This is a genomic window from Stieleria magnilauensis (assembly GCA_007753675.1).
Lineage (GTDB): Bacteria > Planctomycetota > Planctomycetia > Pirellulales > Pirellulaceae > Stieleria > Stieleria magnilauensis.
Genome location: CP036432.1, coordinates 2,417,311 through 2,433,519, shown reverse-complemented (window position 1 = coordinate 2,433,519; position 16,209 = coordinate 2,417,311). Strand labels below are relative to the sequence as shown.

12 protein-coding genes are annotated in these 16,209 nt (G+C 59.9%); 4 read left to right on the top strand and 8 right to left on the bottom strand.

Annotated elements, in window-relative coordinates; genetic code table 11:
• Positions 1–59: 59 nt before the first annotated feature.
• Complete coding sequence (locus TBK1r_RS08660) at positions 60–938, bottom strand: class I SAM-dependent methyltransferase (protein ID WP_419581135.1); 879 nt, start codon at positions 936–938, stop codon at positions 60–62.
• Between the two features lie 14 nt (positions 939–952).
• Positions 953–2,443 carry an FAD-binding oxidoreductase gene (locus TBK1r_RS08655; RefSeq protein WP_419581134.1) on the bottom strand — a complete coding sequence of 497 codons (1,491 nt, stop codon included), beginning with the start codon at positions 2,441–2,443 and terminating at the stop codon, positions 953–955.
• A 349-nt stretch (positions 2,444–2,792) separates the two neighbouring features.
• On the opposite strand from TBK1r_RS08655, the gene TBK1r_RS08650 reads away from it, so the two are divergent.
• A complete protein-coding gene (locus TBK1r_RS08650) occupies positions 2,793–4,100 on the top strand; it encodes a glycosyltransferase (protein ID WP_145208977.1) in 1,308 nt (435 codons plus the stop codon).
• A gap of 275 nt (positions 4,101–4,375) precedes the next feature.
• Here the strand turns inward: TBK1r_RS08650 and TBK1r_RS08645 are convergent, their stop codons facing one another.
• Complete coding sequence (locus TBK1r_RS08645; protein WP_145208976.1) at positions 4,376–5,254, bottom strand: SGNH/GDSL hydrolase family protein; 879 nt, start codon at positions 5,252–5,254, stop codon at positions 4,376–4,378.
• Between the two features lie 442 nt (positions 5,255–5,696).
• Between TBK1r_RS08645 and TBK1r_RS08640 the strand changes: the two genes are divergently transcribed.
• Positions 5,697–6,884 carry an ABC transporter permease gene (locus TBK1r_RS08640; RefSeq protein ID WP_419581133.1) on the top strand — a complete coding sequence of 396 codons (1,188 nt, stop codon included), beginning with the start codon at positions 5,697–5,699 and terminating at the stop codon, positions 6,882–6,884.
• A gap of 407 nt (positions 6,885–7,291) precedes the next feature.
• On the opposite strand, the gene TBK1r_RS08635 is transcribed toward TBK1r_RS08640, so the two are convergent.
• Complete coding sequence (locus TBK1r_RS08635) at positions 7,292–8,071, bottom strand: N-acyl amino acid synthase FeeM domain-containing protein (RefSeq protein WP_145208974.1); 780 nt, start codon at positions 8,069–8,071, stop codon at positions 7,292–7,294.
• A gap of 414 nt (positions 8,072–8,485) precedes the next feature.
• Here TBK1r_RS08635 and TBK1r_RS08630 point away from each other — a divergent pair, with 414 nt between their 5' ends.
• A complete protein-coding gene (locus TBK1r_RS08630; RefSeq protein ID WP_145208972.1) occupies positions 8,486–9,061 on the top strand; it encodes a hypothetical protein in 576 nt (191 codons plus the stop codon).
• A 175-nt stretch (positions 9,062–9,236) separates the two neighbouring features.
• Positions 9,237–10,538 (top strand): glutamate-1-semialdehyde 2,1-aminomutase, encoded by a 1,302-nt coding sequence (gene hemL, locus TBK1r_RS08625; protein ID WP_145208970.1) that lies wholly within the window; start codon positions 9,237–9,239, stop codon positions 10,536–10,538.
• Between the two features lie 31 nt (positions 10,539–10,569).
• On the opposite strand, the gene TBK1r_RS08620 is transcribed toward hemL, so the two are convergent.
• The 4 genes from TBK1r_RS08620 to TBK1r_RS08605 form a co-directional block, all read right to left on the bottom strand.
• Complete coding sequence (locus tag TBK1r_RS08620) at positions 10,570–12,024, bottom strand: sensor histidine kinase (RefSeq protein WP_419581132.1); 1,455 nt, start codon at positions 12,022–12,024, stop codon at positions 10,570–10,572.
• A gap of 18 nt (positions 12,025–12,042) precedes the next feature.
• Complete coding sequence (locus tag TBK1r_RS08615) at positions 12,043–13,371, bottom strand: protein phosphatase 2C domain-containing protein (RefSeq protein ID WP_145208969.1); 1,329 nt, start codon at positions 13,369–13,371, stop codon at positions 12,043–12,045.
• A gap of 176 nt (positions 13,372–13,547) precedes the next feature.
• The gene (locus TBK1r_RS08610; RefSeq protein ID WP_145208967.1) at positions 13,548–14,153 is read right to left on the bottom strand and encodes a nitroreductase family protein; all 606 of its coding nucleotides are present in this window, start codon (positions 14,151–14,153) and stop codon (positions 13,548–13,550) included.
• A gap of 180 nt (positions 14,154–14,333) precedes the next feature.
• Positions 14,334–15,839, bottom strand: coding sequence for a SpoIIE family protein phosphatase (locus TBK1r_RS08605; RefSeq protein WP_145208965.1), 1,506 nt, complete (start codon positions 15,837–15,839; stop codon positions 14,334–14,336).
• Between the last annotated feature and the right edge of the window lie 370 nt (positions 15,840–16,209).

Sequence of the window (16,209 nt, the reverse complement as noted above, 5' to 3'; positions counted from 1 at the left end):
CAGGCTCTGTCTTGTTTCACTTGCGTTTTTATGGTCTGGCTGATTGCTGGTTCGCGCCGTCAAGCCAAGAGCACTCGAAAAAGATTCCAGTCTGTCTTCATGTGAGATGGGACAGGGTGGTCGTGATCGGACCAGGGGAGGCTTTTGCGGATTTGAATCGGATTGCCATCATTGGGGTATGCCGTGATCAGTTGCACCGTGGGGAGGAGTTTTTGGATGGTGTGGTGCCACGCTTTGTTCGATCGCGAGGGCACTGCCAAACGCAGTTCGTCGCCGGTCCAGGCGGCTTGCATGGAGTTGCAGAAGTCTTGTTGGAAGGAATCGAGGCCTCGGTCGAGATAGTCCTGGCCGATCAGTTTGGTGTAGCGCTGGGTGAGTGAATCGGTCTTGAGGCGTACCAAGTCGCTGAGCACAGCGATCCCATCGTGCGGAGAGAGGCGATCCATTTCGCCAAGGAGTTCGCCGACTAGCTGCAGGTTGGGCATGTGGTGCGCCGCGTCGTTGCAGGTGACCACATCGAATGCGCCGTCTGGTGCCTGAACAGCGGTCGCATCACCAACTTCAAAGCGGACACGATCAGATAACCCCCATGAATCGGCATTTCGGTTGGCCGCTGCTACCATCGGCTCCGAAAGGTCAACCCCGACAACTTCCTCGAAGTCAAAGTGCTTGGCCATCAACAAGGTAAAGTGGCCCGGGCCACAGCACAGGTCGATCGCTCGGCCGCCCTCCGTCTTTCGTCGCACTCGATGGATATGCTCCAGCACGGCGGCGTAGATGATCACCAACTTGCTTTCCATCGCTTCGTTGTACTGCTGAACGCTCTCCTCAGCCGACATCACAGCCGTCTCGTCAAATACCTCGGGTGTCCGCTTCAGTGTCTGAGGGACAAACGCCTGGCCGAGGACGATGGGGAAAACCTGGAGTGGATTGAGCATGGGTAGGTGGTTGGTTAGAGGAAGTATCGGCCGGGAGCAATCAATCCGTTGGGGTCGGTGGCGTCTTTCAGCTGTTTTGTAAGGTTCGTTGCTTCGCTCATGGTGCCAGGGGTTTCGCCTTCCGCGAAGGTCCGTGTGCTCATCCGGTAGGGCACGCAGCCCAGCTTGATGCCTTCGGCCACCAGGGCCGCGTAGCAGGCATGGGCTCGCTCGATCGCGCCGGGCTCTTCGGGGCGATACAGAATCGGGACCGTCGAATCGAACAGCCGATCCGATAGTGTCGTCAACGTGAACAGTGGTTCGATCCCGAATGACGCACAGGTGGATTCCACCATTTGGACATAGGGTTCGACAAATTCTTGCTTCATCGGAACCAGTGGGCTGTACCAAAGCAGCCCGCATCCGTCTCGTGCAGGGTTGAGTTCTGCGGAGCTTTCGGGCTGCTCGCCGCGCAGCCAATACGCCAGCGGCAGTGCGACGCGGCGGGGAATGCCGTCGGCCAAGTCCAACAGCGATTCGATCGAATCGATCTGCTGCAGGACGCTGCGGGATCCAATCGGCAGTCGTTTGGTAATCGCCCGCGCCACGCGGACGCGGCGGCGGTTCATGTGAATCGGTCGAGACACACTGTCGGGAAGACGCCGCCACAGCAGTTTTCGTACGGTCCGTCGCATGTCCGTTGGGCAATGGATCACACCTGCAACCGTCCAGCGACTGATCCCGGCTGATGCCGTCATTTGGTGGCAAAGTGATTCTGAGATGATGTCTCCAGGCTCCACCTGATCGACCGGATAGGGACGCGACATCGACAGCACGCGGCGGTCATTCATCAGGTTCACGCCAGCGATGCTGCCACCCAAGTCCGCCAGAACGGTTCGTAGTGACTCGACGATCGCACACAGTTGTGAGTCATCCCGCAATCGAAGGAAGAACGCTTCCACATGTTCCGGGCGTCGTTGAAGCTCGAATGTCGCCCGTGTGACGATACCGAAATTGCCTTGGCTAAAAAGTCCTTCGACGTACGGTCCGATCTGCCAACGGTGCGCCGCGGCGATCAGGTCCAGGCCCAGTTTGCGGAACGGCGATTGGTAGGTGCTGCCGTCGGCTAGCACGGCTTCTAGCGACGTCAATGCCGCAAAATGATCGGTTGTGGGCGTCAACCCGTATCCGCGTTCAAGTGCGTTGCCCAGCAGCGAACAATCGGGGCCGCCGCCGTGTACCGGCACCATCCAGTCCAATCCCCGGGTATCCAGAAATTCGTGGAGCATGCCTTGGGTGACGCCCGGCTCCAGTTCGATCAGTCCCAGTTGCTCGTCGACGAAGCGAATCGCTCGCAGGTCCGACAGATCGACCACGGTGCAACCACGCTGAACCGGCGTCGCGGCGCCATAACCCCAGTTTCGCCCCGTGCTGATCGGATAAAGCGGAGTTTTGAAACGTGCTGCAATCTCGACGATTTTGGCGACTTGATCCCCCGCCTGCGGGCGAACGACCGCAATCGGCATCACTTCGCTTCCGATCGCATTCGCCGCAAACAGCTTCAGTCGTTCGGGAGCTGTTGTGACACGATCGTGACCTAGTAGGTCAGTCCACTGTTGGATCGCAGCGCGATGAGTACTTTCCACCGGTGTCGCGGACCTGCCTGTAACGCCTGCAGGAATTGGAATAGGGGCAGACAACGCGGGTGCCTGGTTTGGATGGTTGTGATCCATTCGCGACGCCGTGAGATGACGATGATTCCTTTCATCTCGGACGATATGACATCGAGCCCCAATGACTCAAGATGAACATCGGCTCGCGGCGAATGCGGCTTGGGTAAAATAGGCGAAAAGAATTCCTTCGGATAGCAGCTTAATGATTCAGCATGATTCTTCCAACCAGGGCGTCCAATGCGGACAACTCCACCCGCTGGTCCTGCACACCCGGGTGATCAGTGGCCAGGGTGGAGGGCCGGAGAAGACGATCTTGAATTCTCCCCGGTTTCTGGGGCCGTTGGGGTATCGAGGGGTTTGTGTGTATTTGCGAGATCCCGGGGACGCTGGGTTTGCGGTCGTGCGGGCGAGGGCGGAGCAGAAGCGTGCGCCGCTGATCGAAGTCGATGACTTGGGCATTCGGGATTGGCGCGTCGTCGGGCGGATGCGGCAGGCGGTGGAGCAGGTAGTGGGGGAGTGGGCCGCGGATTGTAGAAGGCAAGCCAGCCCTCCCCTCGCTGACGCTCGACCCTCCCAGGGGGAGGGTGGCTTTAAGGCTTGCGCCTCTCAGGGGGAGGGTGACTTTGCGACTCGACCCTTCCTCTGGCATGGCCACGATTACAAGTCGAACTTACTGGGCTTGCTGCTGAAGAAGCACTTTCCCCAAATGCGGTTGGTGACGACGGTCCACGGCTGGGTGCAGAAGACTTGGAAGACGCCGCTGTACTACGCGATCGATAAATGGTGCCTGAAACGCTACGAACACGTGATCTGCGTTTCACGCGACCTGTTTGAGGATTGCCAGCGGCTGGGTGTGCCCGACAACCGGCTCTCGTTGATCGATAACGCGATCGCGTTGGACGACTACGACTTTGATCTGGAACAGTCGGCTGCCAAGCAAAAGTTAGGATTCGCAGCCGAAACGAAACTCGTCGTCGGCGTCGGACGCCTGTCGGCTGAGAAAGGTTTTGACTTGCTGATCGATGCCGTCGCCCGATTGATCGATGGCGGACACGACGTTGGACTCGCGATCGCGGGTGATGGTGCGGCGAAGGATGCGCTCCAGACACAAATCAACGCCACGGGCTTCGCGGATCGGATCCGATTGCTGGGTTTCGTCGCTGATCCCCGATTGGTCTACCGTGCCGGCGACGTCTACACGCTCAGCAGCCATCGCGAGGGGCTGCCGAACGTTGTCTTGGAGGCGATGGCGATGCGGTTGCCGGTGCTTTCCACCAAGGTCGCGGGCATGCCGGACCTGGTCGTCGATCAAGAGAACGGGTTGTTGGTTGATACCGGCGATGGAGACGCGATCCGGATGTCGTTGGAACGGTTGCTCGGCGATCCGGCTTTGCGCGATCGGCTTGCCGCCGCGGGGCGACAGACGGTGGAGGAACGCTTCAGTTTCGCTAGCCGGATGGAGAAGGTCGCTGCGGTCTATCGTGATTTGCTTGATCCCACGCACGGCTGAAGGGAATGGGTGGCAAGACGATGGGGGCAAAACGATGAGGGGAGGGAGGGCAGAATGATTCGGGGCAGAATGATGGGGGCAGGAATATGGTAGGAAGATTTTGGGGTAGGAAGATTTTGGGGTAGGAAGATTTTGGGGTAGGAAGATTTCAGGGGAGATGATGGCGGGCGGTCCTTTGCTAAGTCACTCGGCGTCTCGTCCCGGGATCCCGTAGGTGCGGGCGGGACGTTGCAACATTTTTTTTGCCCCTGATTTTTTTGCCGTCGTTTTCCGGATCAGTCCGTCAGGACGTCGATCGCGGCGGCTGCCAGGGTTTGGTGCACGATGCTGGTGGGGTGGATGATGTCCCAGTACAGATACGTCGCTCCTTCGGCAGGCGTGATCAGGCCGTCGGCAATGTCGTCCAACGCTGAGTTGGTCGTATTGGTGAGGCCGAAGTGGCTGGGGAACAGTGTGGCCAGGACGGTCAGCGTGTAGGTGTCCAATCGGTGAATCGTGATGCCAAGCTCGTCTTCGAGTGCATTGAGACGACGGTTCAGCTTTCGATTCGTTTGACGGGCAAAGTAGTTGAGGATGAAACCTTCGAACGTCCAACGTAGCGAGGGCGTCGAACCGATCGGCGAAATCCCCGGGATCAGGAATTCGTCGGCGCCGGTTGCGGCCAGATCCCGAACATGCTGCTCGATGTTGTTGACGACCGATGCAGGCAGATTGTAGGTGAACAAATCGTTCGAACCGGCCCACAAGATCGTCAGCTGGTCGGGATCCGAGACGCCGCCGCTGACCAATTGGTAGATGCCGATCTGCTCGCCGACCGTGGGGATCAGGGTGCCCGGTGGTGTTTCAAAGATGCCTTCCGGCGGCTCCTTGAATCCAAACCCGGTGCTGGACCCGCCGACGGCGAAGTTGAGGAGTTGGGCGTCGGAGAGCCCCATCTGTTGCTGAAGAAAATCGATCCAGATCGGGCCATTGGAAAAACGGCCCTCGGAATAGTACGGAGCCGGAGGGATCCCCGTCGCCGCAAAACTGTTTCCCGTGTCGCACAGACTGTCGCCGAAAACGACGACCCGCGAGTACTGGGCGTGAAGTTGGCCGGCGGCCGTGACAACGAAAACGGCGGCGGCGAGAAGGACAATGCGAGTCGTTCGGAACATTTGCGATTCCTGCAAAAAGGGGCAAGGTGGCCAGGGGGGCACAGGAACGCAATGTAGAGGGTGGGGGGCTCGGTCAGCTACCCGGTGGTTTGTTTCACTGTCGGTTTATTGACGGTGGGCGGTGCGTCGAATCGGCTGGGTAAACGGTTGGGATGGCGGAAAGTTGGGGGAGGGGAGCGGGGCAGGGGAGAGCTGGAGACAGGAAAATGGGTGACAAGAAAATGGGTGGTGAGTAGGGTGGGGAGTGGGGTGGCCACGGGGCGTGGCGGGCGTCGCAAGCTGGAAGCGTACGCCACTGGTGGGGGGCGCAAGCTGGAAGCGTATGCCACTGGTGGGGGGCGCAAGCTGGAAGCGTACGCCACTGGCGGGGGTCGCAAGCTGGAAGCGTACGCCACTGGTGGCTTTCGGCTTGGACTGGAATTGTTCAAGTTTGACGGTTACGATGTCGATGACGACAGGGAAACCGTTTGACCATCAGCTCCTCTCCCCGATCTCCTGTGCGATGCGTTGGAACCTTGCCTATCGCACTCTTTTCCACGACCGTGGCAAGCTGATTGCCGGATTGGTCGGGGTGATCTTTTCGGTCGTGCTGGTGAATATCCAGGGCGGTTTGTTCTTTGGATTGATCCACAAGGCCAGCATGCTGGTTGACCGTAGCAATGCGGACCTCTGGATCGGGCATCGCGGCATGCACAACGTTGACTTTGCCCACTCGATTCCCGAGCGATGGCGCTATGTGGTCGCCGGCATTGAGGGCGTCGAGGAAGTTCAACCGCTGCGAGTTGAATTTGGCGAAATGTCGCTGCCAGGCGGAGGATTCGAAAATGTGGTCTTGGTCGGGATTCCCGAGGGGACTGACTTGGGCCGAGCGTACAGCATCGTCGATGGTCCCCAGCATGCGCTCGATTTGCACGATGCCATTATCGTTGACCGGTGCGATAGCGAGAAGCTCGTTGGGCCCGAGATCGGCGAGTTGAGGGAAGTGAACGGGCGCAGGGTGCGCGTTGCGGGAAAAAGCAACGGGATCCTCAGCTTTCTGGTGACTCCCTACGTCTTCACGGACTATGAAAACGCGATCGAGCTTGCGGGTTCGGATCCGTCGGAAACGTCGTACTTGCTCGCAAATGTCGCTCCTGGTGCGGATCACGCTGCGATTTGCCGGGAAATCAAGCGACTGCTGCCAGACGTCGAAGCGATGACGGCGGACGAATATGCCTCCGTGAGCATCAAGTTCTGGATGACGCGTACAGGATTGGGGCTAAGCTTTGGTGCGGCTACGATGCTGGGATTGCTGGTCGGACTGGTGATGGTCGGCCAGACGCTGTATGCGATGGTGCTCGACAGAATCAGCGAGTACGCGACGCTACGGGCGATCGGACTGAGTGAGCGTGAACTACTGTCGATCCTGGCGTTTCAGTCTGTTCTGGTTGCGTCGATCGGGATTGCGATTGGGATGGTCATCACGATCGCGCTGAAGACGATGTTGAGTACTCCGCGGGCGACGATCGAGATTCCATTGATGCTGTACGTCGGATGTGGTGCATTGATCTTCGCGATCTGCTTGTTTGCCGCCGGACTACCGTACTGGCGTGTCCGACGTATTGATCCCCATACCGCATTGCAGTCGTGACCAGGTGGCTCAGGAATGCAACGTAGAAGGAGGTGGATCGGTCGGCTTGTCGGTGACCTGTCTCGATGCCGGCTTATTGGTGACTGGCGATGCGTCGAATTGGATGAACAAAAGCGTAGGATGGCAGATCGAGTGGGGGCAAAACGATGAAGGCAGGAAGGTAGAATGATTCGGGACTGAATGATGGGTGCAGACTATTTTCTTGTCACTCATTTTGCTGTCGACAGCTTATCCACCACTCCCGCTTTTCTGCCCCTGATTTTTCTTCCCTCTCATGCCAGCTTCTTTACGGACCGTCGATTTAATCGATGCTCCGAAATCAACGCTACGATCCTAGACGCAACGCCTGATCGAGGGGCGCCGCGTGGGCCCTTGCTGACGCGTGCGGGCTGGAATTGACTGATGGTTTAGGAGGCGGCTTTGGCTTGGTAGCGGTCTCGGAGGCGGGCGTGAAAGGCGCTCGGCTGGGTGATGTCGGCTCGCATGTATTGCCCCGGTGAACCTCCGACTTGCTCGCACGCAAAGGGCTTGCCGATCGGTTCGGCTCCGAACACGCGGCGGTACAACTTGGCGTGCCGCGGATGAACGATCGCGTCCAGGTGCGTCAGCCCCGCCTGCAACGCCGTTCGGTGCATGCAACTGGTCATCTCCAGAAACACCGTGCGGTAGCCCGTCGGCGTGTCACCGGTCCAAAACCACGAATGATCGACGGCCAGACGCGTGATCCGGCCGATCGCGTGGCTGCCGGTACGCTTGGTCATCGCACCGTGCGTGTTGGGCACCAACAAGGTCACCGTGCCACAGATTTGTTCAGGTGCCAGCAGCCGATCCATCGAGCGGTTGGGAATCGATCGCAACTTGGCGCGACGTGTCTGTTTCGGATCAGCGGAATAGTACGCCAGAAAAACCATCGGTCGCCAGTTGGTGATCCGACTGGGCGGATCGAGTGGACCAGCGGGAACTTGCGGCAAGCTGAGGCTGTCGAAGCTTGGCGTCTGTTGGTTGACACCCTGCAAACCCGCTTCACGATAGCGATGAATCCAGAACCGCTGCGCCCGGGCAAGCTCTCTCGCCGACGTCGCTTGGACACAACGAATCGAGTCGTGAAGGTGGACGGTGTGGGCGCCCATCGCTGGACGCCGAATCGTGCCGGAAATAATCGCTCTGGTTTCTGATGCCCGACTCATTCCGCTCTCTTCGTTTTCAGCATGCAATGCAACCGACCTTGACGGTTAGTCGTGGTTTAGATGTTTAGGGGGGATGCGTCAAGGCGGGTCGTAAGCCGAATTTGGATAAAGACTTACGACCGGGAAAGTTGGTTGACAGGTGAGCATGTGCGGTGGTGGAACCGTCCGCCCTGACAACCTGGCGGGATCGTTGCGATGGCGCAATCGGAATGATGATGGGGCCGCTAGCTATTGACCAACATCTCATTTGACCCTGGTGTTTCGTTGGCGTTTTGGGGGGCAAGCTAAAGCTTGCGGGGGTCGCAAGCTGGAAGCGTACGCCACTGGTGACGACGCTTGCGGGGGGCGGGGGTGTTTTGGTAGATCCGCCTCTTGTCGGGTTCTTTTTCAATCTGCTGGATGAGGCACCTCAACATGCTCGGGCAAAATCTGTCTGCCGGTGAACAGGATCAGCTGGCCGAACTACTGAAGCTGGATCGGTTTCAACTCAAGATGACCTATTGGGATTTGCCGACGCCGGCGGTGGCGGATGTTTCGGGAGAATACGACGCCCAGTTGCTCGACCAGGGGGACCGTTTCGGTGCCTTCCTGACGCGCGTCGCGTTTGGTTCCAAAGGCCCCTGGGTCGGCAAGGCCTTCCGCCCGCTCTCGCATGCCGATGGCGAGGGCTACAACGCATTCGGGACCGTGGAAGATCGAAAGGCTCTGTTGCCCATGGACACGTACATCGACCATTCGAACATCGTGCCCGGCAATTCGTACATTCTGGACTACCGCAGCAAGAACCGCGGCCCCATCCGTTGGCTGCGAGGGGAGCTGCGCCAAGTCAGTGCAAACGTTCTGTTGGGAATCGGAACCTTCGGCCCGCGGGCGAGACGATTGCATAAGCTTCGTCGCGTGATTCCGTTCGTGCTGGTCCGCAGCGATCGAGAGTACTTGGGTGGCGAGCGGGTGCGGATTCCAGAGAAACGCGAGCGGCTCGCGGGGTAACTAGCGGGACGCGTCAGCGACCGGCGCGAGGTGGAATCGCAGGTGTCACGCGCCACTGGCTGACGCCACGTGCTGGTGTGGCGTGCTGGGGTGTGGCGTTTGGCCGGGTTTCGTTCGATCCCGGATTGGCTGACAATGGCGTGGTCACTTTCCCCAAACAGGACCATTTCCAGCCATGACTCAGACCCGTCACTCCGCAGGGCCGAAAAGCGTCGCCGCGTTCGAACAAGCTTGCAAACTCATGCCCGGTGGTGTGAACAGCCCCGCGCGTGCGTTCGGCGCCGTCGGTGGCACTCCGCTGTTCATCGATCACGCGGACGGGCCGTACTTGTTCGACATCGACGGGAATCGCTACATCGATTACATCGGGTCGTGGGGCCCGATGATCTTGGGACACCGTTCGCCTCCGGTCATCGAGGCGATCGAAAAAGCGATCGCCAAGGGCACCAGTTACGGCGCACCGACGGAAGCCGAGTCGCGTCTGGCCCAACAAATCATCAACGCGGTGCCGAGCATCGACAAAGTCCGCTTGGTCAACAGCGGAACCGAAGCGACGATGAGTGCGATTCGGGTCGCGCGCGGTGCCACGGGCCGGCACAAGGTCATCAAGTTTTCCGGCAACTACCACGGTCACGTCGACAGTCTGCTGGTCGCCGCGGGCAGCGCCGCGGCAACGCTGGGCGTGCCCGATTCCCCGGGCGTCACGCCGGGGGCCGGCCAAGATACTTTGGTCCTGGAGTACAACGATTGCAGTGCGGTCAAGAACGCGTTCGCAGCGCACCCCGGTGAGATCGCGGCGGTGATTCTGGAACCGGTCGTCGGCAACATGGGCTGTGTCCCGCCGACGATGGAGTTTCTGGAAACGCTGCGTGCCGAGACGCTCTCGGATCAATCGATTCTGATCTTCGATGAAGTGATGACCGGTTTTCGCTTGGCCTATGGGGGCGCCCAAGAACGGTTCGGCGTCGTGCCGGACATGACCACGCTGGGCAAGGTGGTCGGCGGCGGCATGCCGTTGGGGGCTTACGGCGGTCGGGCGGACATCATGGACAACGTGCTGCCGGCGGGCAAAGTCTTTCAGGCGGGGACGCTGAGCGGAAACCCAGTGGCCGTCGCCGCGGGCAGCGCCACGCTGCAGCAACTGGCCGAAGATCCGCCCTACGAACAACTCGATGCGATGGGCGATCGCTTGGCCAGTGGCTTGCATGCCGCGGCAACCAAGCACGGCATCCCCCACCAAGTCCAACATGTCGGCAGCATGTTGACGCTGTTCTTTAACGCGCGTCCGGTGACGAATTGGCCCGAAGCCGATCGCAGTGACCGAGACACTTTCGGTCGATACTTTTGGGGGCTGATCGAAAAAGGCGTCTACATGCCATGCAGCCAATTCGAAGCGTTGTTCTTCAGCAACCGACACACCGAAGCCCTGATCGACGAGACAATCGACGCGGCCGATCAGGTGATGGCGAAGTTGTAGGGGAGGGGCGGGTGACCATCATTGATCGCGGCTATGGCACGTTTTCGGGTTTGGCGATCGGCAGGGTGACGACGGCGGAGGTGCCTTGGCCGGGGGCGGAACGGAAATTGAGCGAGCCGCCTAACTGGGAGACGACGTTGCGGGTCAGGTACAGTCCTAACCCGATGCCTCGACCCGGTTCTTTGGTGGTGAAAAACGGGTCGCCGACACGCCCCAGGATTTCGTCGCTCATCCCTTGCCCTTGGTCGGTCACGATGAATTCCACGTTGCGTTGATCAAGCCTCGATTCGACTCGCACCCGTCCATCGATTCCGCTGGCATCGAGTCCGTTGTGGATCAGATTGCGAATCGCCTGCGCGACCGCTTCTTCGGGCATCCAGAGCGTTTTGTTTTCGACGTCTTCGGTGCCATCGACCACGTCGACGCGGTGGGGATCGCGGACGCCTTCCAGCGTTGCATCGATCAGCTCACCGACCGTGGTCCGAAACCATTCCTGGGCCATCGAGTCGCCGGCGGCACCCCGCATCCGTTGCAAAATATGGCGACACAGATCCAATTGGTGGTCGATCAGTTTCAGGTCTTCGTCGACGGTCGCCGGTTTCTCGACTCCTTCGAGGTGCCGCGACAGCTCACGCGCCACGACATCGATCGTCGAAAGCGGCGTCGCCAACTCGTGGGCCGCGCCGGCGGCGAGCGTCGTCAACGATTCCAGCTTGCGGTCGGCGGCCTGAGCCAATTGGTTTTCCCGCAGCTGCTTTTCTCTCGCCCGCAACAATTTACTCGTCCGCGTCACAAAGTACGTGACGACCGAGGCACAGGTCGTGAACGCCAACATCAACCCGAGCGTTCGAAGATCAAATCCGTCCGAGACGGTTTCCATCCCCAGTTCCTTGACCGGAATGCTGTATCGCAGAATCAATGCGTAGCCGATCGTTGCGACCAGGGTCAACGACCAAGCCGCCTTGGGCCAGATCATCACGCCCCCGACCGCCAAGTTGACGAAGTAGAAAAAACTGAAGGGGTTGGCGGCGCCACCGCTGAAGTACAACATTGCGGTCAGCGTCGCGAGGTCCAGCAACATCAATCCCAACGCGACCTTCTGTACCCGCGGAGACCCGTCCTGTTCCAACGCCGCAAGCTCGAGATCGGAGCCCCAGCGCGGGGTGGGGCAGGACGCAGCATCCGACGATTCATCGCGCCGTCGCGGGGCTGTCACCGCTTCGTTGGCCAAATCCCGAGCATGGTTGTGGGGGCCGTCGTAGCGGCGCAGCCAAATGCCGTAGATCACGTTGGTGACCGCCGTCAAACCGACCAGCGCCAACAGCGGAACATAGGGCAGTTGGACGCCGATGCCCCAACCGGCAAACAGGATCGTGACCAATTGGCCTGCGACGGCAAAGGATCGCAGGTGCAGCAGCCACGCCGAGGAGCCTAGGCGCGCGGCGGGAATCAGCGGGATGGCGAGTCGGGAAGGGGACTGATTCACGGGAGGTGGATCGGCACGTCAGTGGTCGATGGCGGTTTCGTCGGCCGAGCGATTGTGTTGTTCGCGGAGTTGATGCATTGTTTCGACGATCGCTTTGGCCTGCAGATGGATCGCCGTTTTTCCGTCACCGCGGTTCATCGCCGCCAAGCCGTCGTGTTGAAACTGATCGATCTGTGTCCAGTCCATCATCCAGTTCTTCAGCTTGGCCGCTTCGCGCAGTTCGTCGACGGTTTTACCGAGTCGATCGAACAACGTCTGGTCAGGCTTGGAGACATAACGTCGATAGGGTGCGTTCCCGCCGTAAGCCTTCGGGATGCCGCCTCGCTTGCCGTTTCCGGCGGCATTGCGTCGCCGTGTCTGTTTTTTCAGATTGGAATAGAAGGTGGCGGCAATCACTCCGGAAACCAGCGCACCGAACAGCGTGGCGATCATCGCCCCGTCGTTCAAACGCAGGAACAGGAAAACGACTGAAAGGATCGCCAGCAAGATCGCGATGACCAGCGAAACCACCATGCCCCGCCTCATCGAAGCGTCTTCGGACGGCATTTTGGGTAGCGGTTGCTTGTCGTCGATCAAAGGACCTTCGGTGACCGTTGCGACGACGATGGTTGTGTTGTCTGGACCGCCTCGCAGGTTGGCCAGATCGACCAACACTTCGACCGCCAGCTCTTCTGGCAAACAGTCCAGCAACGTCGCGATCTCGACGTCATCGACCTGTCCGGACAACCCATCGCTACAGAGCAAGAACTTGTCGCCCAGTTCCAGTTCAAAAGGGCCTTCGACATCGATCTGCACATCTGAGTTTGGTCCCAGCGAACGCGTGATCACGTTCTTGGGCAACGCTTGTCCGAGGGCGCTGTCGGGATGCACCTGACCGCTCGCCTGGACTTCCCAGACCAACGAGTGATCGAAGGTCATTTGTTCAAACACGCCGCGTCGCAATCGGTACACGCGGGAATCACCGACATGCGCGATGACGCCGCCGACCGGCAGCAGTGCCAAGGTGCTGGCGGTCGTCCCCATGTTGTGAAACTCGGGGTTCTGTTGTCCGCGCTGATAGATTTCCGCGTTGGCTTCGCTGACTGCGACATGCAACGAATCTTTTGCGTCAGCCACCGCGGTGCGAAAGTAATTCATCGCGATCAATTCGGCCGCCATGCTGCTGGCCAACTCGCCGGCCGCGTGGGCTCCCATCCCGTCGGCCACGATAAACAGATGCCCACGGCTTTCAAATCGCTCTCGCGACTGTGCGGGGATGACCGAGTGCGAGTCTTGGTTATTGGTTCGGCGCATGCCGACGTCGGTGCGAGAGGCACAGACGACTCCAGGGTTCCAAGATTCCGACACCGATCGATTTTCCAGCTGTGGCGTTTAAATGCGGATGGGCTTCGCTGCGACCCGTGCCGGCCGCAACACCTTATTGTATTTCGATTTGACCGCTGTACCTAGTCGCCCCCCGACCGCCGTGCCGCCTGGTTTCGTTGTGGCGAGCGGCAACGCGGGCGTGTTGCGGGCGTGCGCGATCATTTCCAGTCGACCGAATTCCCCCATGATCCGCTGAACACATGTTGAGAAAGTGGATTGCGTTTGCGTGCCGAAGCTTCTCGTTTGGCCAGCGCCTGTTCGGTTTCATCGCTCGGTTCGGATGTTTTGGGATAGCCGATCGCGATCGCAGTGGCCGGTTCGAATTCTTCCGGAATCTGATACTCGGTACGGATTTGGCTGAGATTGACGCCCGCCATCTGATGGACTTGCAATCCGATCGCGGCGGCTTGAAGGGCCAGGTGTGCGGCGGCCTGTCCGAGGTCGTGCAAGGCGACGCGGTTGGGGTTTTCGTTGCGCGCGAACGTTTTCCGATAGGCCGTCAGCACCAACGCGCCGGCGGCCGACGCCCACGATTGATTCGCCTCCATCAGGCAGCCGAGCATCTTTTCAAACCCGTCGCTGTCCTCGCGTGTGGCGACAATCCAGCGCCAGGGTTGCTCGTTAAAACTGCTCGCGGCCCAGCCGGCGGCTTCAAAACACTGTGCCAGTTTGTCTTGCTCGACGGGGCGGGGTTCGAACCGGTAAGGGCTCCAGCGCTGATCGATCGGGGAAACGAGCTCCCGCAGCGTGGGATTGGGCGTCATAGGAAACGGAGCATGAGTGCGGGAACGGAGAACGAGGCCTGGATACCCCCGATGGATTCACCGGCGAGGTGATGTCTGGCAATCGCAACGTGAATCTGCCAGAGGATACCCTCGCCAGCGGGCGCGGCTTTCACAGCATACCGATTTTATCCGGGCCAGGGTCGTCCGCCGCCGCAAAAATCAGCCTCGTCGCCGCGAAAGCGACAAAAGTCCGCGCTCGTGACGATTGGGAAAACCTGCCATCTCACGACGCAGGACCGCCAGCGGGTTTTCGTCGGTCTGCATCGCCGATCGCATGCAACAGCCCACCAGTTCTTGGCTGATGCCGTCCAACTGCAACCCTTGCCCGAACGTGACCAGCGTTTCGCCTTCGGCCAAATGAAACGTCGACTCGTAACACTCGACGTCGATCGCGGCCGCCAGCGGGCGTCCACCGGTTTGCGTCAGCGGTCGATACCCGTACTTGCCCGCGATCAGTCCCGAAATCTCTCCGGCCGACGCGACTTCGCCTTCGCCGGTCTCGGGATTGATCCGCGCGTACAACAGTGAAACCAACTGATCAGCGGTATTGGTTTCCCACAGCGTGTCGCCGATGCGTTGCAACATTTGTTGGGGCGTGTGTTGATAGCCGCTGTGTGCCGTCAGCGCCGCTCGCGCGGTCGCGGCGATCATCGCACCGCCGGCGCGGCGGTCGAGCGCTTCGGCCATCGCCAAGATCAACGACCCATCCGGCAGGACATCCCACACGTGCCAACCGGTCGACCAGTCGTGTGGCGATTCGATCATCCCGTCGACCAACCAGCCCGGTGCCAACACGTTGCCGATCGGCAAGGACGAATATTGCCAGGCGGCGATGTCGGCAATCGCTTCGACCGCGTGACGGCTGCGCTCTTCACGGCGGACCGTTGCCGCCGAAGAAAGCTCGAGCGTGATTTGCGAGGATGCCATCTGCGCGATCGCCGAAAAGGACGCGTCCAGCTGGCGCGGTTCGTTGGCGAACAACCAGAGCGTACCGATCGGCAAGTCGCCTTTGTAGATCGCCGTGCACACCGCCGCGCCGAAGGGTTCTGGCGGCGTCCACGTTTCTGCGGCGATGCCATGTAGGTCTTCCATCAAGACCGCGTCTTGGACCATCGCTTCCAAATCGGCGCGGCTGCCACGCAACATCCGCGGCTCGCTGCTCAATCGTTCCGATGGCAAACCGACCACCGCGCGGGTCTTCAAGTATTGGGTCTCGTCATCGAGCATGTAGATCGCTGCGGCGTCAAACCCCATGGCTTGGATCGCCCGCTGAAGCGTCAAATGAACGGCTTCGGATGCGGCTTCGCTGCGTTTGGGTGAAAACTGGACCGTCGCCTGACTCGCCAGTTCGATCTCTTGGCGGCGGACCTGTGATTGCAGCTCCTCGATTTCCTTGGACATCGCCCGGGCAACGCTGGCCAGTTCCGTCGCGTTCTCCTTGACAACGGGCGGCTGGGACTGGGCCGGGTCATCGGCCATCACGTCCATCTGCACCGCCGGCAACACTTCGACGTCGTCGTTCTTGTGTCGGTGATCGATCCGCCATCCGGTCGCGGCAGAAAACGCGCTCCAAAACTGGTCGCTTGAAGAGTGCCCATGACGAGTCGCAGCGTTTGCGTCGTCGCCCAGGTGAAGTCGAAGATAAGACGGAACAGGTGTGGTCACGAGAAACTACTCTGGCAAAAGGAATGCGTAAGACGAATGAAATCGCTCGGAATTCCGAGTCGAATGCTGCCTGGCGATCCTTGCCGTAAGGGTCGGATCGTCATCGGTAGCAATCGCGCTGAACGGATTTGCCAGCAAAGTTTCCGGAGTCTGCCGAGGTGCCACGCCTGGCCGGAATGATCGATAGGAACGTCGCAAAGGGTGCTCAAAGCGAAATCCAGCACAGAACGATTCACCTGGCCGAATTTAGGGTCAGGGCGAGTGCGATCGCTCGGCGCGCGGCCAGGACGGCCACTTCGACGCGACCACTGCACTTCGACCGACCGGCCCAACGTGTGGCCACCGTCGCGGGCCGGGAAAGCACGCCGAC